Raw genomic sequence first — 19,001 nt, forward strand, 5'->3', positions numbered from 1 at the left:
GACCGCTTGTTAAAACACTCTCTTAAACGGTTTAATAATTACATCACCATAAACTCCCGCATCAACGTACGGATCTTCGCTCGCCCATTTTTGTGCGTCTTCAAGCGAATTAAATTCTGCAATTACCGTAGAACCTGTTACACCTGCCCCATCTTCCGTTGGGTTAGGGCCTGCAATTAATAAACGATCTTCCGCCTGTAATTTTTCTAAACGGGCTAAATGAGCAGGACGCACTTCTAAACGTTTTTCCAACGTATTCGGATTATCTTGCGCAAAAATGATATAATACATACTATTCTCCTTACTCAACTGTAGTTGAGGTAATTAATGATAAAGCTTCGTCTAATTCAGGATTATTCTCTCTCGGCACCACACGAGGTTTACCTGCTTTATCAATAGCGACATAGGTAAATAAAGCTTCTGTTACTAGAAAACGTTCACGTGTGCCTTCATAAACTTGTTTGATAAACACTTCTACTTTCACTTGCATAGAAGAACGCCCTATGTGCATAAGTTTGCCATAGCAGCAGACAACATCACCAACAGAAATCGGTCTATGGAAGATCATTTTATCAACCGTAACCGTAACCACTCTGCCTTTTGCTAATTCTTTCGCTAAAATTGCCCCACCTAAATCCATTTGCGACATAATCCAGCCACCAAAAATATCGCCATTGGCATTGGTGTCTGAAGGCATTGCGAGTGTTCTTAAAATCAATTTACCTTCGGGAGCTTTTTCATAGGGTTTATTTTTCATTTTGTTTGTCCTGATTTTCAGCATTTTTAAGGTAAGGGTAAAGTACAAAACCAGTGATGACTATTGCAATTAAAGTTAAGCCAATGATACCAAAGGATTTAAAATCAACCCAAATATCTTCTGATAAATATTGGCTAATATAAATATTGAGCAACATACAAATAATAAAGAAAATTGCCCAGCCTAAGTTGATTTTGTTCCAAACTTGCTCAGGCAAATGAATTTCTTTACCTAATAATTTTTTTATCAGAGGAGCGTTAAACACAAATTGGCTTACTAACAAAACTAACGCAAAAAGAGAATACACGATGGTAACTTTCCATTGCAGATATTTTACTTCGTTGAAATAAGCACTCAGTAAACCGAAGAAAATTACGGATCCGCCCATAATCACTTGCTGTTTTTCAATTTTGCCGTAAAGCACTTTTAAAGTAATCATCTGCACAACAGTAGCAACCACAAGTACAATAGAAGCTATTTGAATGCCACCCATTTTATAAGCGACAAAAAACAGAATCAGTGGAATAAATTCAAGTAACTGTTTCATTTAATCTCCATTAATTTGCAGGCATTTGACGATAAACTTGGTAAAAGCGGAAGCTGAAAATTAGCATAAAAACATTGATCACTGCACTACAAACTACCGTGATGAATGCCCCATCACATCATTACCCAAAACGGCAAGTAAACGAGACAACATTCCTGGCAATAAGTAAGAAATCACACAGAATAAAATAAGGGGAAAAATTTTTCCACGCGATAATTGAAAGGTAAATTTAATACTTCCTAATAACGTTTTCCGAGGGCTTTCCAGTAAATAAGCATAAATAACAATTGATAATTTAATACAGAAATAAAGCCCCATAACAAGCACAGGCAACGCAATCATCACACTTTCTGGCGATGCCATAAGAAAAGAAGCACCAAGTGAAAGGGGCAGTACCATAATAAATTGCAAAATTAAAACCGGTAAAAAATTCATTAATGCACTACCTACATTTTTAAAAAAGTGCTGATAATTGCCATTATTGATAGATTGAATATTTAAAATCATTAATACCGTAAGAAACAAATTTGCCACACCTAATAAAATTGTTGGCATTAGCACAGATAACAATTTCTCACTATCAATTTGAATTTGTTGTGGCTGCGTATCCGCTAGGATTTCTGGCGAAGCTGGCAAGAGTAAAATAAATGCCATTTGCACAACGACAATAGTGACTATTGCAAACAGCGTAAAAGATTGCTGATTACGCATAAAATTCCAACTTTGCTGAAATAAATCTACAAATTTAATTGGCATAAAAAAATCCTTCAATACGTTGTAAACATTTTGTTGTAAAGTATAGCAAGTGTTAGCCGAAACTGCATTAGCCTATTGTAGATTTTAGCAACTTAGCTAAAATAAAAGAAAAACTGAGAAGAGAAATACTATGTTCAGCCTATTTGAAGCGGGGCAACGCTATCTAAACACCCTACCTAATCAGAAAAAACTGGCGAATTTTATGCCTGATTATCACATTATCCGCCTCGTTAAGTTTTCATCCAAAGTGATGCCCGCTTTTGCGTGCTTTGCTTTAGTGTGGCAATACTTTTTTACTGACCCCACCCAGTCTGTGCTAGCAAATTCTGTTATTACCGCAATTTTTGCAATATCTATCCCCTTTCAAGGGCTTTATTGGCTAGGTAAACGTGCAAGATCACCACTTTCATTATCATTATTAGAATGGTATGAATCGATCAGGCAAAAACTGATTACCGCTCAAGTCAAACTTGAAGAAAAACAAGCGGTACCTTCTTTCCAAGATTTTGCAAATTTACTGAAATTGGCAGAAGAAACGTGGGGAAATGAATACTTTGATCAACTTTAATCACGCTAAAAAAAACTCCACTCAATAAGTGAGCGGAGCAAAACTTTTGTTCTAATTCTGGAATGTTGAATTACTGTTTTATAAAAGGAGACAAATAAAACAAGAACAAAAGAAAAACCTTGGCTCCTCCTGCGGGACTCGAACCTGCGACATATGGATTAACAGTCCACCGTTCTACCAACTGAACTAAGGAGGAATTTATGAAATAAATATTAAACTAAAACGTTTTAGCTTTCAAGAAAATAATCAATTTCTGTTCATTATTCACACACGAATACTTCATCAAGTATTACAAACAGAGCAATTTTTTTGCTTAGGTAATGCCATTTCTCGTACTGAAAAATGTAAGCCATCAATCATCAGTAATTTTCCTGATAAGGTTTTGCCAATACCAAGCAACACTTTTATTGCTTCCAACGCTTGAAGGCTACCGATTACGCCTACAATAGGTGCCATCACACCAGCCTCTACGCAGCTTAATGTGCCATCACCAAATAAACGACTCAAACACTGGTAACAAGGTTCGTTTTCTTGATAGCTAAACACGCTAATTTGCCCTTCGAAACGGATTGCTGAGCCTGATACAAGCGGTCGTTTTTGCTTAAAACATTGCAAATTAAGTTGATTGCGAGCCATCACATTATCTGTGCAATCTAGCACTAAATCTGCTTTAGCAATTAACGCAGCCCACTGTTCATCATTGCATTTTTGGTTTATTGCTTCAATTTGAATATTCGGATTAATCGCTCGCAAACGAGTTTTAGCCGATTCCACTTTGGGTTGCCCAATGGTTTCATCCGAATGCAAAATTTGACGTTGAAGATTAGAAAGCGAAACCGTATCAAAATCGACCAAGGTTAAACATCCAACGCCAGCACAAGCAAGATATTGTGCAGCCGCACAGCCCAAGCCCCCCAATCCCACAACCAACACGTGGCTGGATTTCAATTTCTCCTGCCCATCAAAATCGACACTTTTGAGAATAATTTGGCGGTTATAACGAAGAATTTCGTGATCCGTGAGTTCCATACTTTCTCTCAACTAACTGAGTAACGAATTAAACGGCTGAATTGTTACCCTTTCCCCAGCTTCCACATCGGTACGCTCAGCTTCCAATACAATAAAGCAGTTACTTTCATTAAAGGCACTAAAAATATGTGATCCTTGTGTGCCAATTGGTCGAACTTCTAACTCACCTTTTTCATTCGCATAATAATAACCACGCTGAAAGTCTTGCCGACCTGCCGCTTTTTTCAATTTCTCAGCACTACAAGCGGTTAAATTTTGGGTAATTTTTGCAATATTGTCTGCGGATAAGCCTGATAATTTCGCTAACGCTGGCTGTACTAATTGATAGAATGTGACCAATGCAGATACAGGGTTACCTGGTAAACCAAAGAACCACGCATTTTCCAACTTACCGAATGCAAATGGTTTACCTGGTTTCATTGCAATTTTCCAAAAACCAATTTCGCCTAATTTTTCCAATACCTCTTTGGTAAAATCTGCCTCGCCAACAGATACGCCACCGCTGGTGATGACAATATCAGCTTGCTGCTGAGCTTGAATAAATGTTTGTTCAAATAAAGCACGATCATCTGACAAAATACCGTAATCTAAAATCTCACAATTTAATTTTTCCAACATCAAACGGATAGCAAAACGGTTGGTATCGTAAATTTTTCCTTCTTTCAAAGGCTCTCCAACCGAGGTTAATTCATCACCAGTAGACAAAATGGCTACTTTTAATTTTGCAAACACAGGCACAGACGCAATACCAAGTGAAGCTAATAAAGGCAAACTGGCTACATTGAGCAATGAGCCTTTTTTTAATACCAATGCACCTTGCTTGACATCTTCGCCAATTCGGCGAATATTGCTACCTAACTTTGGTATATGTTGAAAGGTAACAGAACCATCGGGATTTAACGTTGTTTCCTCTTGCATTACAACGGCATCCACAGCGTTTGGCACTAAAGCCCCTGTCATAATGCGGATACATTCGCCTGTATTTACTTCACCACTAAATGGCGTTCCTGCAAAGGCTTTACCAGCCACTTTCAAAGTTAAATGTTGCTCTAAATCCGCAATTCTCACCGCATAACCGTCCATTCCTGAATTATGAAAACTCGGAACATTAACTGGTGAAAAGACATCTTCTGCTAACACTCGGTTTGCACACTCATTTAATGGTAAATACTCAATAACGGTTGGTGATGGCAAACGAGAAAACATATTATCCAACGCATCAGAAAGTGCTAAAAGTGTCATAAATCTATCCTACGCTTAATTATAAAATTAACTCACTTGTACGAAGAAATCACGTACACCAATAAGCAAATTATTTACCGCAATTGCTGCCAAAATTAACCCCATTACACGGCTAATGATTGCCGCACCAGCATTACCAATTAAATGCTGAATTTTATTTGCCGCTAACAATAATAAATACGTAATTGCTAAAACAAGTGCCATGATGCTAGCTGTAATAAATTGGTCACTAATACTAAAACGATGATTATCTGTTAATAAAACAATCGCCATCATTGCCCCTGGCGAAGCAATAGACGGAACAGCTAATGGATAAACGGCTAATTCACTTAAACTGCTATTAATCCTAATTTCTTGCTCTGGCTTACTTTCCCCAAAAATCATCGTCAGAGCGAATAATAAAAGCACTAAGCCCCCTGCTGCCTGGAAAGCTGGTAAGGGAATTTGCATAGATTCTAAAAGAACCTGTCCACCGATAAGGAAGAAAATGAGAATTCCTGCTGCAATCAATACTGCATTTAATGCCATTTTACGACGAGCCTCAATCGGCAAACCAATCGTTTTCGCTAAATAAACAGGAACAGAACCAATCGGGTCAATCACTGCCCACAAAACCACAAATTGCACCGCTAATGAATCAAACATATTTTCTCTCCCTGTTATATAAATTTATTAGATTGCAAAATTTTAGCATAGATTCACCGCTTGCAGGACGCTTCTGCCATAATTTCTGTGAATTGTTTAACTAAGCTTACTATCAATAATTACAATTAAGTATAAACTTATTTTAGATAGATCAACAATACTTCCCTTATGTTAAAATACGCAAAATTTTCAACAAAATAGACCGCTTGCAATGATCTTTTTTACAAACTTAATTTTAAAACGTGGGCATTCTGTCCTCATTGATAACAGCTCTGCGACTATCCACACTGGGCAGAAAGTAGGCTTAGTAGGCAAAAATGGCTGTGGAAAATCTTCGCTTTTTGCTCTGCTTAAAAATGAATTACAGCCTGAAGGGGGCGATGTTTCACTCCCCAAAAATTGGGCAATTTCTTGGGTAAGTCAAGAAACGCCAGCGTTGGATATTCCCGCTCTTGATTACGTGATTCAAGGCGATAGAGAATACACAAAATTAATGGCAGAGCTTGATGAAGCGAATGCCAAAAATGATGGTAATCGCATTGCGACCATTCACGCTCATTTAGATACGATTGATGCTTGGACAATTCAAGCCCGAGCCTCTACCTTGCTGAACGGTTTAGGTTTTAGCACCGAAGAACTCCAACTGCCAGTAAAATCATTTTCGGGTGGTTGGCGTATGCGACTGAATTTAGCACAAGCCCTAATTTGTCGCTCTGATCTATTACTACTTGACGAACCAACCAACCACTTAGATTTAGATGCGGTGATTTGGCTAGAGCGTTGGCTCACCAACTATCGTGGCACATTACTACTGATTTCTCACGACCGTGATTTTTTAGATCCAATTATTGACCATATCATTCATATTGAACATCAAAAACTCAACGAATATACAGGCAATTACACCTCGTTTGAAATTCAACGAGCAACTAAAATTTCACAACAAAATGCTGCGTATCAACAGCAACAACGCAAAGTTGCCCATTTACAAAGCTTTATCGACCGCTTCAAAGCCAAAGCCACCAAGGCTAAACAGGCTCAAAGCCGCATTAAAGCGTTGGAGAAAATGGAGCTTATCGCCCCTGCCTATGCCGATTCACCGTTTGAATTTGAATTTCGTCCACCGCTTGCCTTACCGAGTCCGTTGTTGATGATGGAAAAAGTGAGTGCTGGTTATGCAAACAAAGCCGTCTTGGAATCTGTGAAGCTCAATTTAGTCCCTGGCTCTCGCATTGGCTTGCTTGGGCGAAATGGAGCAGGTAAATCTACTTTAATTAAATTATTAGCAGGCGAACTTCCGCCACTAAATGGCTCAATTCAGCTAGCAAAAGGCGTACAGCTTGGCTATTTTGCCCAACATCAAGTAGATACTTTACGATTTGATGAAAGCCCACTCTGGCATTTGCAGAAAATCGCCCCTGAAAAAACCGAGCAAGAGCTGCGTAATTATCTAGGCGGTTTTGATTTCAAAGGCGACAAAGTAGTACAACAAGTGCACTCTTTTTCGGGCGGTGAAAAAGCTCGCCTTGTGCTTGCCTTAATTGTGTGGCAACGCCCGAATTTGCTGTTGTTAGACGAACCGACCAACCATTTGGATTTAGATATGCGACAAGCCCTTGTTGATGCGTTAACGTATTATGAAGGCTCGCTTGTGGTGGTGTCGCACGACCGCCATTTGCTCCGTAGCACCGTAAACGAATTTTATTTGGTGCATAATTATAAAGTGGAAGAGTTTAAAGGCGATTTAGATGATTATCAAAAATGGCTGAATGAGCAAAATGCTTTAGCGAATGAGCCGAAATCGGTACTTGCAAAAAATTCGGAAAATGCAACCGCTTGTGAACCGACAGCCAATGAAAATAGTGCGGCAAACCGCAAAGAGCAAAAACGTTTAGAAGCCGAACGCCGCCAACAAACAGCTCCACTGCGTAAAAAAATCACGCAGTTGGAAAAAGAATTGGAAAAAGCCACAGAAAAACTAAATCAACTGGAAGCAATGCTTGCCGAAAGCGATATTTACGAGGCAAAAAATAAAGCCAAGCTCACAGAAACCCTCGCTAAACAGCTCGAGGCAAAAAAACACGTTGAAGACATTGAAATGCAGTGGTTGGAAGCTCAGGAGGAGCTAGAGGGAATACTGAGTTAAAATGTAGAGTCACTCGCTGTCAGCTTAACATTACCCCTCATAAATATAATCTTTAATGGACGCGAATCTCGCGTCCTGTTTCGTTCTTTGATTATTAAGTTCAATAATCTATTACACTCTCGGCTTGGTTTCAGCCAAAATACTGTATTTATTATTCATTTCTTCTGCCCAAGCGGTTAAATTTGGGTGATCTTTTGCAAGATCGTAGCCTAAATGTTGGAGGCGGAATGCCCACCAATCAATTAATGTCACCGCAGTTAATGTGCCTAAATTCAGCTCTGTGCCAAATTCTTGCAAAGCCTCTTCCAACTGTTGGAAAGTGCGGACATTTCTTTCCATTAATTGTTCGTGGCGGCTTTTCCACCACTCATTTTCAGGACGATTCATTCGCTCTTGTAACAAAGTTGGCATTGTATTTTCCATAATGCCATCAACTAAATTATGCAATGCCAGCACTGCCCAGCGGGCTTTGCCCTCTTTCGGTAAAAGTGGGCTGTTGCTGCCTTTTTGATCGAGATATTCACTGATAAGTAAACTGCCGAACAGCCAGCGTCCGCAATTTCGTTGTAACGCTGGAATTCGCCCTAATGGATTGTCTTGGTTATGTGGCGAATTCGGATCAATTGCGGCGGTAATACGTAGCATTTCAACTTTTTCATCTAATTGGTGATGCTTAATTACTGCAATCGCTTTCCGAGCAAAAGGGCTTGTAGTTGAGTACCAAAGTTTCATAATGTTCTCCATTTTTTGTGATATAAATTAGCCAATTTTCTGCCAAAAATGACCGCTTGTAGGCTCCGCTTGCACGCAGATTTGCTCATTTTCGTATTCAAATTCCAGTTGGTAGGCGTGTAGATAAACTCTATCTGCCGCTGAGCCTGTATAAAGTTTATCGCCTAAAATTGGGCTACCCAAACTTTTCATTGCCACTCTGAGTTGGTGGGTTTTACCTGTTTTCGGCTGCAAAATAAAATGGCGAAGTGATGGCTCAAGCAAATTAGCGTTAAATTGTGTTACCGCTGGGTTCTCTTTATTGTGACATAATTTCCACGCTCCGTTACGGCTTTTTTCCATATCGCCCACAATTTTCCCCTGCTTTTTCTTCGGTTTTCTATCGCTCAACGCCCAGTAAGTTTTTTGAATTTTATGTTGTTTAAACAGATGATAGAACTTCGCGGCTGTCTCTTTATTTAAGGCTAAAATCAGCAAACCGGAGGTGATTTTATCAAGACGATGTACCAGCCAAACTTGCTCAACATTGAGCTGGCGAGCCATTATTTCAGTTAAGCCGATTTTCGCATCATCTTTGTGAACGCTCAAACCATCGGGCTTATTGATAATAATAAAATCGGGGTGTTGATAACAAATAGGCAATGTGAAGGTCATTTTGCTATAATCTCTCAAATTTTTGACTATTTTAGCAAGGAAACACGATGGCAGTTACTATTTATTTAGTTCGACACGGCAGAACCGTTTGGAATATTGAAGGCAGATTACAAGGCTCGGGCGACTCTGCCTTGGTGGAAGAAGGGATTATCGGGGCGAAAAAAACAGGCATTGCGTTAAAAAATGTCCCCTTTATCGCAGCTTATTCAAGTATGCAAAAACGGGCTCAAGATACTGCAAGCTATATCCTAGCAGAAAATGAATTGAATAATATTCCCCATTTCCATCATAAAGGGCTAAATGAATTTGATTTTGGCAGCTGGGAAGGTATGAAATCTCTTGATTTACAAGAGAATGAAGAATATGCGGTAATGAAACGCACGCCAGCGGAATATGAAGCGAAAAGCAACGGCGGCGAACGATTTGAGCAACTTTACCAACGTGTGACCCAAGTGTTCAATCAGATTGCTGAGCTCCATAAAAATGCAGGCAACGTTTTAATTGTTTCACACGGAATGACCTTAACGCTACTTACCGCAGTGCTGAAAGGCATTGCGTGGCAAGATTTCCGTAATGAAGAAAAACATAGCTTTGTAATAAATACCGCTATCACTAAAGTGGAAGTGGATAATGGAAGAATTACCGTACTAGAATTTAACAATACTAACCATTTGGATAATATGCCAAATGATCAATACAAAGGCTAGCATAAGTATAAAAAACTAACTAACCTATCACGCTAATCACGAAACACGTTTTCTTTTACTTGCGTTTTAGCCAATACGGTATTTTTAACTGAAGTTAATAGCTCTTGACGAATAGCTGAAATTTTCGGGCGTTCGTTAGCTTGGAAGGCAATCGGGCGGCAAAATTCCATTGCTTTAATGCCTAATCTTGCCGTGAGTAAGCCCACGCCAATTCCTTGTGCTGCTCGGAGTGAAACTTTTGCTGTGAGATTTTGTGAGAAAAAATCCATTCCCACATCAGTAGCAATTTCTGTTGCCCCAGCAAATATCATATTTTTTAATATCATTTTAAATAGTTTTAAGCGGCTGATGTAGCCCAGCTCCATACCATACGCTTTAGTAATTTTATTTACTAAGGCAATATTTCTAACAGACATTAATAGCACATCCACTATCGCAAGTGGGCTAAGGGCTACAATAACTGCATTTTCTGCCGCATTTCGAGAAATCATCTGCTTAACCTGTTTATCAATCGGCTTCAATACATTTTCGCTAAAGAGATATAGCACCTCTTTGGCATTATAAGCCTCATTGAGTTGGCTCTTCCAGCGTTGTTCGGCTTGTACAACCATTGGTAAGTGGTTGAGATTATTTGCAATATCTTCACAAAATTTGACCGCTTGTTCCCCTTGGTGAGAAGGCAACTTTTCCAACAAAAGCTGGCTGCTCATCTGCTGATTTTGCTGATGCTTACGTAAATAGACCAATTTCCGCCATTCGGAAATCACCGCCCCTACACCAGTTAAACTGATGATGAAAAACACGATAGAAAAGGCGAAATAAATCCACTCTTTTTGCTGAAAAGAGTCGATAAGCCATTGCACACTTTGGGCAATCACCGCCATACCAAACAACGCAAGCACGCCAAGTAACACCCGAAACCAAAAGCGAGAGGGTTTTAGGCTTTCTTCAATAATCAGCTCTGCTTCCACCGCTTTAGCTTCTTCTTCAACAATCACATTTTCCAAATCAAACTCTTGTTTTGGCTGATAGGTTGTTTCAGCCACCGCTTCTTCACTAAAAATCTGTTTATTCATTGTTGCCCACCGCTTGTTCAATATGTCTTTTTAGACCGTCATATCCGTGTTCGGTTTTCAAAATTTCAAATAATTCTACGGCTTGAGGATATTCTTTATACAGATAACGCAACCATTGCTTAATACGCGCAATATGATAAAAACCAGTATCGTACTGGTTTTCCATCTGCACATACCTCAATAATAGTTGCAAAACCCCACTCCACGCCATTTTTGGCTCATTATATTTCACGACTTTACTTAAATTTGGCGTATTCAATGCCCCTCGTCCAATCATCAACGTATGGCAAGCGGTCGTTTTTTGGCAATTTTTTGCAGATTCAAAATCCCAAATTTCACCATTGGCAGTTACAGGAATAGTTAAACGCTTTTGAATTTCGCCAATCGCTTGCCAATTAATACGTTCGGCACGATAACCGTCTGATTTGGTTCGCCCGTGCACGGTAATTTCATTTGCTCCACCTTGTTGAACAGCATCGGCAATTTCAAAACATTGTTCGGCAGAATCCCAGCCTAAACGCACTTTGACAGACACAATCTGTTCATTTGGCACTGCTTCCCGCATTGCTTTTGTGGCTCGGTAAATTAAATCCGGATCTTTAAGTAGCGATGCACCACCATTGCTGCCATTCACCGTTTTAGAGGGGCAACCACAGTTCAGATCTACTCCGTGCGAACCCAGCTCAATCGCAAGTGCCGCATTCTCAGCAAGCCACTGCGGATGTTGCCCTAAAATTTGTACTCGAACAGGTGTGCCAGAATCTGTTAATCCGCCTTGATAAAGCTCCGGTGCTAAGCGGTAAAAGGCTTTTTTCGGTAATTTTTGATCCACTACCCGCACAAATTCGGAAATACAGAGATCGTATTCATTCACAGAGGTTAAAAGGTTACGAACGAAGGGATCTAACACCCCTTGCATTGGGGCAAGAATAACTTTTGGAATTGAGTTCATTAGTTAAAATAAAATGGCAAGCGGTTGAATTTTATAAAAATTTTGCAAAAAATGCGTAAATTCAAACGCTTGAACGTTAAAAATGTCTATCGTGAATACGCAAATCAGGGCGAGTAATCACATAAATTATCAAAGCGGTAATTGCTCCTAAGGTATCGGCTAACATATCTTTTTGTGCATCCCAAATATCGCCTTGCGAGCCTAAAAACTCAATACCTGCATTGCCACCTTCTATCACCGCATATTGCCACTCAATAATTTCATAGGCTGCCGCAACTGACATAATAAAAAATAGTGAGAAAAAGAGAGCAACGCCAAAGGTACATTTACGTTTACGCAATAGCCATTCTGCCATTGGGTAGCTATAAAAACCGATAATATAGTGTGCCACACGGTCAAAATGGTTGCGATCTTCTCCTAAGAACGGGGTAAGAAATTTGTTTGCCCAATCAAAAGGTACATTAGCGAAAGTATATTTTGCACCAATTAAGTGCATAATCAGCCAAAGCGACATTAGAAAATAAGCTAAGCTGCTAAACTGAAATTTTGGGTAAGTGATAATCAGCAAGCCAAATACGACAAAAATGGGGGCAACTTCCGCATACCACACCGCTCTATCTGTTGGATTAAAACCAGACCAAACAGCAATTACAGTAATGACTATCGCTAAAAACAGTGGAATGATATGCGAACGTGAATCCATTATTTCCAACCTTTCACTTTGCAAATTAAATCATACGCCGATTGAATTTGCTGTGCTTTCTCTTTTGCCAGCTCCATCATTTCATCTGGCAAGCCTTTTGCTGCCAATTTGTCAGGATGATGCTCGTTCATTAGCTTGCGATAAGCACGTTTAACTGTATTTTGATCATCTTGTGCCGTTACGCCTAATACTGTATAAGCCGCTTCAATGCTAGGTTTTGCGGGCTGTTGATAACCATATCCACCACTTTGAGAATGGCTATATCCGCCCTGCGATTGATGATAGCGTCCCTCTTGTTGGTAATAACCACCAGAGCGGAATTGTTGAGCTGCCATAATCATCGCAATCATTTGCTCAAATTGGAAACGAGACATCCCCATTATTTCTGCAATCGTAAATAGAATTTGTTGCTCATTTGCATCTAACTCGCCATCTTGTAATGCCGCCTGCATTTGTACTTCAACAAAGAAACGTAACAGATCCGTTCTTGCACCACAGGCTTCACGAAACTCTTGAATTACCTGACGCAACGGAAAATGAGGTTCTTTACCTAATGTGAAAGCCTCTTGAGCTAACTGCTGAGCTGCTCCGTCTAATTTTAAACGAGCCATTAATGCACGAGCTAATTCAATATCTGCTTCAGTTACACGGCCTTTTGCTTTTGCAATATGCCCGAAAACTGCGAAAGTTGTTTGAGTGAAAAGCGATTGGCGAGTGAGATTTTTACCAAAAATACTTGAGCGAACTGAGCCTAAAGCATAGAGTTTTTTATCTGCTAAATGCCCGATAAATGCTCCTAATAAACCACCAAAGAGCCCGTGAAAGATTTGGTAGCCCACAATAAAACCAATTATTTTTCCAATAAATTGCATTTTTTATCCTTTTATAGAGTAAATGGCACTATTCTAACAAAATTTGCTACAAAGATTAACGATTTCACTCTGCCTACTTTTTCGTTAAAACAAACATAACAACCTCTCATACATAATAGTATAAAATTCACCTGTCAGTGTATTGGATTAATCCTAAAACTGCACTGAACTAAATAAATTACCTCTACAGCAGTTAGTTGTACCATAATCAATGGCGACAAAAGGTAATAATATCAAGTCAATAATAAACAAAAAAATAAAGCCCTGACTTTTCAGGGCTTCACTTTAGAATCAACTAAGAATTAGTATTCTAATACTGCACGACGGTTTTTCGCGTAGTCAGATTCAGTGTGACCTAACACAGCTGGTTTTTCTTCACCGTAAGAAACAGTTGAAGTGTTGTTAGCACCTTTAGCTGATAAGTAGCTTTTAACCGCATCTGCACGGCGTTGACCTAATGCGATGTTGTACTCTGGGGTACCACGTTCATCAGCGTGGCCAGCAATAGTTACCTTACCTTGAGTTTGAGCTAATAATTGAGCGTGAGCGTCTAATAATTGACGGTACTCACCTTCAACTGCATAGCTGTCAAAGCCAAAGTATACCGTGTTGTATTGTGCTTTTAATTGTTCAGCTGTTAAACCACCGAATTCACCTACTGCATTTACTGATGCATTAGTTGCTTTGTTATCTGATGAGCTGCTACATGCTGCTAATGCGAAAGCAGGTACTGCAATCATTAAAACTTTAGCAAATTTTTTCATTTTTTACTCCTAATTAGAGAAATATTATATTTTAGTTAATTAAGTACGGTGACCACGCAGGGAATTTATAATGCCCACCTGCTCCTGGCAAATTAGCTTTGAAACGCCCATCTGCAGACACCAATTGTAGCACTTTGCTCGTACCTTTGGTAGAGCTGTAAATAACCATAATCCCATTTGGTGAAATACTTGGACTTTCGTCTAAGAAAGTTGAACTCAATACTTCCGTGCTACCTGAAGCGAGATCGCGTTTCACCACTCTATCACCAGCAATCATGATTAGATTCTTACCATCAGATGATACTTTCGCATTATAACTGCCACGCCCGCCCATTGGGCTTGCCGCACCACCTGATGAATTCATTCTATAAACTTGTGGAGCACCTGCACGGTCAGAAGTAAAGTAAATCGTACTTCCATCTGGAGACCAGCTTGGCTCTGTATTATTACCTGCATTTGAGGTTAATTTACTTGGCTCTCCCCCTCCACTGCCTACAACATAAATATTTAACTCACCATCTTGATTAGAGGCAAATGCAATACGAGAACCATCGGGTGAAAACGCAGGTGCACCATTATGTCCTTGTAATGCAGCGACTACGCGACGAGCACCTGAACGAATATCGTGCACAACGATTTGTGCTTTTTTGTTCTCAAATGTTACATAAGCTAATTTACTCCCCTCTGGAGACCACTCTGGAGACATTAGCGGTTCTTTACTTGTTGTAATCGTAAAGGCATTAAAACCATCATAATCAGACACACGTAATTCATAAGATGACACGCCACGCTGTACAACATAAGCAATTTTTGTTCTAAACGCACCACGAATTTGAGTTAATTTTTCAAAGACTTGGTCGCTAACTGTATGTCCACCTTGACGAAAATGCGCCTCAGGAACGATGAATGAACCTTGAGCAATAACATTACCAGCAGCACCAGAAGTACCAAGTGTATCAATTAATTGATAGGCTATATTATAACCACCGCTCACACTACTCACTTGCCCGACTACAATATTATCAATACCAATAGCACTCCATTGTTCTGCCATAACTTCACCCGCAGAACTCGGTTGAGCAGGCATCCGAGCGCGTTCAAGCGGTGTAAATTTACCGCTATTTTGCAAATCATCAGAGATTATTTGTGCAACATCAGCTGGCACACCATTTGATTTAAATGGAACAACAGCTATCGGTTGAGCCATACTCACACCTTCATCAATAGAAATCCGAACATCAGAATCTGCCATAACTTGGCTTGTCACCAATGTAGAAACTATCGCTATTACACTCGATATACGAGAGAATAATTTCATTTTTAACCCTCTAAAGTTATTTAACTTTTAAACTAAAATCAAGAGTTGGAGATTTAAACATATTATAAACTGCATCTGATGGTGCTGGAGGCACTTTTTTCGTTGCCATAATTGCACTTACCGCTGCATCACATACTGCTTTATCGCCACCTACTACGTCATAATGAGTGATTGTGCCATCTCGACTTAAAGATACCCTAACATCACACTGTTTTCCTGCAAAGCTTGGATCAACACGATATTTAGATTGAATTAATTTCTTAATACGCTGGCCGTATGCACTACCATCCACATTTGCCCCTTGACCAAGACCTCTTGTGCCGCCAGAGCCTTGAGATCCCGATAAATTTTTATTACCGCCTTTGCTTGAACCACCGCTAATATCTCCTCCACTTAGGAAATCATCAAGGGCTTTATTATTCTTAGCTTGGGTCTCTTTCGCTTGGGCTGCCGCTTTTTCTTTAGCCTCCTTTTCAGCTTTTGCTTTAGCTGCTTTTTCAGCTCTCGCCTTTGCTTCTTTTTCAGCCTTTTCCTTTGTCTCTCTTTCCGCCTGTGCTTTAGCCTCTTTCTCAGCTTTCTCCTTAGCTTCCATTTCTGCCTGTGCTTTATCTTTCTCGGCTTTTTCCTTTGCTTCTTTTTCTAATTTCTCTTTAGCTTGCTTTTCTTTCTGCTCTTTCACTTTTTCCGCCTGAGCTTTTTTTTGCTGCTCTAGCTTCTTCTCAAGAGCTTCTTGAGCTGTTTTTTCTTCTTCAGCTTGTTTTGCCGCAGCTTCTAAACGTTTGGCTTCAGCATCTGCTTTTAATTTAGCAGCTTCAGCTACTTTTTTACGCGTAGCTTCTTCTGCTTGTTGCTTTTTAATTTCTGCTTGTTTAGCCTGCTCTTGAAGCCTCTGTTGCTCTTGTAATTTTTGCTGACGCTCCATTTCTTGCATTACAGCTAATTCAGCTTGATTTTGCTGCTTGATTTCTTCTGGCGTTGGATCATCCTCAACTTTTTCAACAGTTTCTTTAGCCTCTTCTCTCGGTTCTTCCTTAGGTTCTACTGTTGATTTTGCAGATTTTGAGCCTTTTTTCTGTGCAATCAATTGCCCATACTCAGCTGCTACTTGCCCAGTATCAACCATTACCGCCTCAAAGCTGTCGCTATCACCGCCACTACCACCAGCAGCAAATTCTGTTTTGGTGAAAAGAGACCCAAGCAATAATAATCCAATCAATAATATATGCAATAAGATCGAAATAATAACTGCAAGCTCTAGTCTATCTTGTTGATATTTCACACTTTATCCCTGCTGATTATTTGCCTTCAGTCATTAAACCTACTGATTTAACCCCTGCATCTTTAAGTAATGTGATACCTTTCATAATTTCCTCATAAGGTACTACTTTATCACCAGCAACTAAAAATAACGTCTTATTGTCTTTTTGGAATTGCTCCCCTGCATAGGCAATCACTTCTGTTTCAGAGATATTATCTTGTCCGTTGTTTTGCACATAGTTACCATCAATTTTTAACTTATATGCACCAACACCTGCTACTTCTAAAATCACAGGGGTTTTATCTTCATTTGATACAGATTGACTATGTGTATCTTCAGGTAAATTAACTTCTACGCTTTGGCTGATAATTGGTGCTGTTGCCATAAAAATGAGTAAAAGCACTAACAGCACATCTAGAAATGGTACGATATTAATTTCCGATTTAATGTCATTACGTTTTAAACGACGAACCGACATATTTCCCTCTTTAAGATGTAAATTCCATCATTAATTTTATGTAACCTAGATTTTAGCTACACATTATTACTGACAAGCGGTCTAATTTTTGCAATATTTTGCAAATTTCATTAAAAAAATGACCGCTTGTAGCTTTGTAGCTTATCTTTTCGAAAATGCTTGACGGTGTAATAAAGTTGTAAACTCGTCAATAAAATTCACATAACCTTGCTCAACTTTACCTAAACGTAAATTTAAACGGTTATATGCCATAACAGCTGGAATTGCAGCGAACAAACCAATCGCAGTTGCAATTAATGCCTCTGCAATACCTGGGGCAACAGATTGTAGTGTTGCTTGTTTTACTGCACTTAAGCCCATAAATGAGTGCATAATCCCCCATACCGTGCCAAATAAACCGATATATGGGCTGATTGAACCAACTGTACCTAAAAATGGAATATAGTTTTCTAGACTTTCCATTTCACGGTTTAAAGCTAGGTTCATTGCACGAGTAGAACCTTGAATAATAGATTCTGGTGCATCAGGATTTGCTTGCTGTAAGCGGTTAAACTCTTTAAATCCAACATAGAAAATTTGTTCTGAGCCTGTTAAAGCATCACGACGATTTTCTAAACCTTGATGCAAACGATTTAAATCTTCGCCAGACCAAAAACGATCTTCAAACGACAACGAATCTTTTCTTGCTTTTGTTAATACCTTACTGCGTTGAATAATGACCGCCCAAGATAAAATTGAAAATATAATCAGGATCAACATTACGATCTTTACAACTATACTTGCTTCTAAAAATAACGATAGAAGGCTAAATTCAGCTTGCATTAATAAAACTCTCCGAATATTTTTTTAAATAGAAAAATTAATTTTTTGTAATGCTTGATGAATATCATCAGGAATTGCAACTGGTTTCATTTTAACGAGATCAACACTGGCAATAGTAACCGTTGCCACACTTAAACAAACATTTTGTTTCCACAATGTTTGCTTAAACACCATAGTTGCTTTTTTAAACTCTGAAATAGTTGTTTCTACATTTAATAAATCATCTAAACGAGCAGGTAATTTATACTCTATCTCAATTTTTTTAACTACAAAAGCGAGAGATTGAGCCAAAAGTGCCTGCTGTGAGAAATTGCATTGTCTTAAAAATTCCGTTCTAGCTCTTTCAAAAAAGTTAAGATAGTTAGCGTGATAAACTACCCCTCCAGCATCGGTATCTTCGTAATAAACTCGAATCATAAAATCCATAACGCCATTTCTCTTCTTTCAAAATGAAAAAACGCCCAAAATTTAGGCGGAAAATTGAGTGCTATTGTAGAGATAGACAAATCGTTGTGCAAGTATATTTTGTGTTTAATCGTAAAAATATTTTTACCTATCAAAAACAATAGAGGCATAAAAATGCCTCTATTTAATCAATAAAATACATAAAGATGGAATGACAATAAGGTACCCTATTACGGGTAAAAAAATTGCTTTCCAAATCGTTGAACGAATTTCAAATCCAACCCCGTGTATCCATAAAATCGCCATACCATAAAAAACAAGAATAACTAAATACGGTGTTTTTCCGCCAAAAATAAGAGCGAAAGCGGTCGAATTTAGCAAAATAATTGCACATAATAGGGTAGCTAAAATAAATGAAAGGGCTTTTAACAAGCCCTTTGCTGTTAAGTTATAAAGAGTATTAATCATTACTCGTCAAACTTACCTGTTTTTTCAATACTAATGGTAATGACTGTTGCAAATAAAATTGCAAGCATTACACCTAACACCCAAGTTACATAAAACATAATG

The 19,001-nt window shown here is 38.9% G+C and carries 24 protein-coding genes and 1 tRNA gene; 3 read left to right on the top strand and 22 right to left on the bottom strand.

All coding sequences use genetic code 11. The features are described 5' to 3' along the window. Positions 1-9: 9 nt before the first annotated feature. The 4 genes from HV560_RS08760 to HV560_RS08775 all read right to left on the bottom strand — a co-directional run bounded on the left by HV560_RS08760 (position 10) and on the right by HV560_RS08775 (position 2,060). On the bottom strand, positions 10-291 hold the full coding sequence (locus tag HV560_RS08760; RefSeq protein WP_176812669.1) for a YciI family protein: 282 nt from the start codon (positions 289-291) through the stop codon (positions 10-12). Between the two features lie 10 nt (positions 292-301). Then, positions 302-757 (bottom strand): acyl-CoA thioester hydrolase YciA, encoded by a 456-nt coding sequence (gene yciA / locus HV560_RS08765; RefSeq protein ID WP_176808705.1) that lies wholly within the window; start codon positions 755-757, stop codon positions 302-304. Then, positions 747-1,304 (bottom strand): septation protein A, encoded by a 558-nt coding sequence (locus HV560_RS08770; RefSeq protein ID WP_176812670.1) that lies wholly within the window; start codon positions 1,302-1,304, stop codon positions 747-749. The genes yciA and HV560_RS08770 overlap by 11 nt, the downstream gene beginning before the upstream one ends. Positions 1,305-1,397: 93 nt before the next feature. Beyond that, on the bottom strand, positions 1,398-2,060 hold the full coding sequence (locus HV560_RS08775; RefSeq protein WP_238348718.1) for an ABC transporter permease: 663 nt from the start codon (positions 2,058-2,060) through the stop codon (positions 1,398-1,400). 130 nt (positions 2,061-2,190) lie between these two features. On the opposite strand from HV560_RS08775, the gene yfbV reads away from it, so the two are divergent. After that, entirely contained in the window at positions 2,191-2,628 is a 438-nt protein-coding gene (gene yfbV, locus HV560_RS08780; RefSeq protein WP_176808708.1) for a terminus macrodomain insulation protein YfbV, read from the top strand. 120 nt (positions 2,629-2,748) lie between these two features. Here yfbV and HV560_RS08785 read toward each other — a convergent pair. The 4 genes from HV560_RS08785 to HV560_RS08800 form a co-directional block, all read right to left on the bottom strand. Continuing rightward, positions 2,749-2,824 (bottom strand) — tRNA-Asn (locus tag HV560_RS08785). Positions 2,825-2,910: 86 nt separating this feature from the next. Beyond that, a complete protein-coding gene (gene moeB / locus HV560_RS08790; protein WP_176808709.1) occupies positions 2,911-3,657 on the bottom strand; it encodes a molybdopterin-synthase adenylyltransferase MoeB in 747 nt (248 codons plus the stop codon). Positions 3,658-3,669: 12 nt separating this feature from the next. Further along, positions 3,670-4,899 (bottom strand): molybdopterin molybdotransferase MoeA, encoded by a 1,230-nt coding sequence (gene moeA, locus HV560_RS08795; RefSeq protein ID WP_176812671.1) that lies wholly within the window; start codon positions 4,897-4,899, stop codon positions 3,670-3,672. A 27-nt stretch (positions 4,900-4,926) separates the two neighbouring features. Continuing rightward, positions 4,927-5,544, bottom strand: coding sequence for a MarC family protein (locus HV560_RS08800; RefSeq protein WP_159630523.1), 618 nt, complete (start codon positions 5,542-5,544; stop codon positions 4,927-4,929). Positions 5,545-5,755: 211 nt separating this feature from the next. Here HV560_RS08800 and HV560_RS08805 point away from each other — a divergent pair, with 211 nt between their 5' ends. Beyond that, a complete protein-coding gene (locus HV560_RS08805) occupies positions 5,756-7,690 on the top strand; it encodes an ABC transporter ATP-binding protein (protein WP_176812672.1) in 1,935 nt (644 codons plus the stop codon). A 111-nt stretch (positions 7,691-7,801) separates the two neighbouring features. Here HV560_RS08805 and HV560_RS08810 read toward each other — a convergent pair whose 3' ends face one another. Both HV560_RS08810 and HV560_RS08815 read right to left on the bottom strand, forming a co-directional pair. Further along, positions 7,802-8,422 (bottom strand): glutathione S-transferase, encoded by a 621-nt coding sequence (locus tag HV560_RS08810; RefSeq protein WP_176812673.1) that lies wholly within the window; start codon positions 8,420-8,422, stop codon positions 7,802-7,804. A gap of 27 nt (positions 8,423-8,449) precedes the next feature. Further along, a complete protein-coding gene (locus tag HV560_RS08815) occupies positions 8,450-9,076 on the bottom strand; it encodes a TIGR01621 family pseudouridine synthase (RefSeq protein ID WP_176812674.1) in 627 nt (208 codons plus the stop codon). 47 nt (positions 9,077-9,123) lie between these two features. Between HV560_RS08815 and HV560_RS08820 the strand changes: the two genes are divergently transcribed. After that, the gene (locus HV560_RS08820) at positions 9,124-9,783 is read left to right on the top strand and encodes a histidine phosphatase family protein (protein ID WP_176808715.1); all 660 of its coding nucleotides are present in this window, start codon (positions 9,124-9,126) and stop codon (positions 9,781-9,783) included. Between the two features lie 32 nt (positions 9,784-9,815). On the opposite strand, the gene HV560_RS08825 is transcribed toward HV560_RS08820, so the two are convergent. The 12 genes from HV560_RS08825 to HV560_RS08880 all read right to left on the bottom strand — a co-directional run bounded on the left by HV560_RS08825 (position 9,816) and on the right by HV560_RS08880 (position 18,997). Next, positions 9,816-10,859, bottom strand: a complete 1,044-nt coding sequence (locus HV560_RS08825) for a TIGR01620 family protein (RefSeq protein WP_176812675.1) — start codon at positions 10,857-10,859, stop codon at positions 9,816-9,818. Next, complete coding sequence (dusC, locus tag HV560_RS08830) at positions 10,852-11,811, bottom strand: tRNA dihydrouridine(16) synthase DusC (RefSeq protein WP_176812676.1); 960 nt, start codon at positions 11,809-11,811, stop codon at positions 10,852-10,854. The genes HV560_RS08825 and dusC overlap by 8 nt, the downstream gene beginning before the upstream one ends. A 76-nt stretch (positions 11,812-11,887) precedes the next feature. After that, positions 11,888-12,514 carry a DUF2238 domain-containing protein gene (locus HV560_RS08835; protein WP_176812677.1) on the bottom strand — a complete coding sequence of 209 codons (627 nt, stop codon included), beginning with the start codon at positions 12,512-12,514 and terminating at the stop codon, positions 11,888-11,890. Next, positions 12,514-13,386, bottom strand: coding sequence for a co-chaperone DjlA (gene djlA, locus HV560_RS08840; RefSeq protein WP_159630546.1), 873 nt, complete (start codon positions 13,384-13,386; stop codon positions 12,514-12,516). The genes HV560_RS08835 and djlA overlap by 1 nt, the downstream gene beginning before the upstream one ends. Positions 13,387-13,688: 302 nt before the next feature. Next, positions 13,689-14,150 carry a peptidoglycan-associated lipoprotein Pal gene (gene pal, locus HV560_RS08845; RefSeq protein ID WP_176808720.1) on the bottom strand — a complete coding sequence of 154 codons (462 nt, stop codon included), beginning with the start codon at positions 14,148-14,150 and terminating at the stop codon, positions 13,689-13,691. 31 nt (positions 14,151-14,181) lie between these two features. Next, positions 14,182-15,468, bottom strand: coding sequence for a Tol-Pal system beta propeller repeat protein TolB (gene tolB, locus HV560_RS08850; RefSeq protein WP_176810173.1), 1,287 nt, complete (start codon positions 15,466-15,468; stop codon positions 14,182-14,184). 16 nt (positions 15,469-15,484) lie between these two features. After that, positions 15,485-16,747 (bottom strand): cell envelope integrity protein TolA, encoded by a 1,263-nt coding sequence (gene tolA / locus HV560_RS08855; protein WP_176812678.1) that lies wholly within the window; start codon positions 16,745-16,747, stop codon positions 15,485-15,487. 16 nt (positions 16,748-16,763) lie between these two features. Further along, positions 16,764-17,204, bottom strand: coding sequence for a colicin uptake protein TolR (tolR, locus tag HV560_RS08860; RefSeq protein ID WP_176810175.1), 441 nt, complete (start codon positions 17,202-17,204; stop codon positions 16,764-16,766). Between the two features lie 141 nt (positions 17,205-17,345). Beyond that, positions 17,346-18,026: a protein TolQ gene (tolQ, locus tag HV560_RS08865; RefSeq protein WP_176808724.1), complete on the bottom strand. Its 681-nt coding sequence runs from the start codon at positions 18,024-18,026 to the stop codon at positions 17,346-17,348. Positions 18,027-18,050: 24 nt separating this feature from the next. Continuing rightward, positions 18,051-18,452 carry a tol-pal system-associated acyl-CoA thioesterase gene (gene ybgC, locus HV560_RS08870; RefSeq protein WP_159630558.1) on the bottom strand — a complete coding sequence of 134 codons (402 nt, stop codon included), beginning with the start codon at positions 18,450-18,452 and terminating at the stop codon, positions 18,051-18,053. Positions 18,453-18,611: 159 nt separating this feature from the next. After that, positions 18,612-18,899: a cyd operon protein YbgE gene (gene ybgE, locus HV560_RS08875; protein ID WP_176808725.1), complete on the bottom strand. Its 288-nt coding sequence runs from the start codon at positions 18,897-18,899 to the stop codon at positions 18,612-18,614. Beyond that, the gene (locus HV560_RS08880) at positions 18,899-18,997 is read right to left on the bottom strand and encodes a CydX/CbdX family cytochrome bd oxidase small subunit (RefSeq protein ID WP_176808726.1); all 99 of its coding nucleotides are present in this window, start codon (positions 18,995-18,997) and stop codon (positions 18,899-18,901) included. Before HV560_RS08880 ends, ybgE begins: the two co-directional genes overlap by 1 nt. Between the last annotated feature and the right edge of the window lie 4 nt (positions 18,998-19,001).

Source organism: Mannheimia pernigra, assembly GCF_013377995.1.
Taxonomy (GTDB): Bacteria; Pseudomonadota; Gammaproteobacteria; order Enterobacterales; family Pasteurellaceae; genus Mannheimia; species Mannheimia pernigra.

Coding starts and splice junctions, on each gene's coding strand:
- HV560_RS08760 (WP_176812669.1), bottom strand. CDS start 291: ATGTATTATATCATTTTTGCGCAAGATAATCCGAATACGTTGGAAAAA.
- yciA (WP_176808705.1), bottom strand. CDS start 757: ATGAAAAATAAACCCTATGAAAAAGCTCCCGAAGGTAAATTGATTTTA.
- HV560_RS08770 (WP_176812670.1), bottom strand. CDS start 1,304: ATGAAACAGTTACTTGAATTTATTCCACTGATTCTGTTTTTTGTCGCT.
- HV560_RS08775 (WP_238348718.1), bottom strand. CDS start 2,060: ATGCCAATTAAATTTGTAGATTTATTTCAGCAAAGTTGGAATTTTATG.
- yfbV (WP_176808708.1), top strand. CDS start 2,191: ATGTTCAGCCTATTTGAAGCGGGGCAACGCTATCTAAACACCCTACCT.
- moeB (WP_176808709.1), bottom strand. CDS start 3,657: ATGGAACTCACGGATCACGAAATTCTTCGTTATAACCGCCAAATTATT.
- moeA (WP_176812671.1), bottom strand. CDS start 4,899: ATGACACTTTTAGCACTTTCTGATGCGTTGGATAATATGTTTTCTCGT.
- HV560_RS08800 (WP_159630523.1), bottom strand. CDS start 5,544: ATGTTTGATTCATTAGCGGTGCAATTTGTGGTTTTGTGGGCAGTGATT.
- HV560_RS08805 (WP_176812672.1), top strand. CDS start 5,756: ATGATCTTTTTTACAAACTTAATTTTAAAACGTGGGCATTCTGTCCTC.
- HV560_RS08810 (WP_176812673.1), bottom strand. CDS start 8,422: ATGAAACTTTGGTACTCAACTACAAGCCCTTTTGCTCGGAAAGCGATT.
- HV560_RS08815 (WP_176812674.1), bottom strand. CDS start 9,076: ATGACCTTCACATTGCCTATTTGTTATCAACACCCCGATTTTATTATT.
- HV560_RS08820 (WP_176808715.1), top strand. CDS start 9,124: ATGGCAGTTACTATTTATTTAGTTCGACACGGCAGAACCGTTTGGAAT.
- HV560_RS08825 (WP_176812675.1), bottom strand. CDS start 10,859: ATGAATAAACAGATTTTTAGTGAAGAAGCGGTGGCTGAAACAACCTAT.
- dusC (WP_176812676.1), bottom strand. CDS start 11,811: ATGAACTCAATTCCAAAAGTTATTCTTGCCCCAATGCAAGGGGTGTTA.
- HV560_RS08835 (WP_176812677.1), bottom strand. CDS start 12,514: ATGGATTCACGTTCGCATATCATTCCACTGTTTTTAGCGATAGTCATT.
- djlA (WP_159630546.1), bottom strand. CDS start 13,386: ATGCAATTTATTGGAAAAATAATTGGTTTTATTGTGGGCTACCAAATC.
- pal (WP_176808720.1), bottom strand. CDS start 14,150: ATGAAAAAATTTGCTAAAGTTTTAATGATTGCAGTACCTGCTTTCGCA.
- tolB (WP_176810173.1), bottom strand. CDS start 15,468: ATGAAATTATTCTCTCGTATATCGAGTGTAATAGCGATAGTTTCTACA.
- tolR (WP_176810175.1), bottom strand. CDS start 17,204: ATGTCGGTTCGTCGTTTAAAACGTAATGACATTAAATCGGAAATTAAT.
- tolQ (WP_176808724.1), bottom strand. CDS start 18,026: ATGCAAGCTGAATTTAGCCTTCTATCGTTATTTTTAGAAGCAAGTATA.
- ybgC (WP_159630558.1), bottom strand. CDS start 18,452: ATGGATTTTATGATTCGAGTTTATTACGAAGATACCGATGCTGGAGGG.
- ybgE (WP_176808725.1), bottom strand. CDS start 18,899: ATGATTAATACTCTTTATAACTTAACAGCAAAGGGCTTGTTAAAAGCC.
- HV560_RS08880 (WP_176808726.1), bottom strand. CDS start 18,997: ATGTTTTATGTAACTTGGGTGTTAGGTGTAATGCTTGCAATTTTATTT.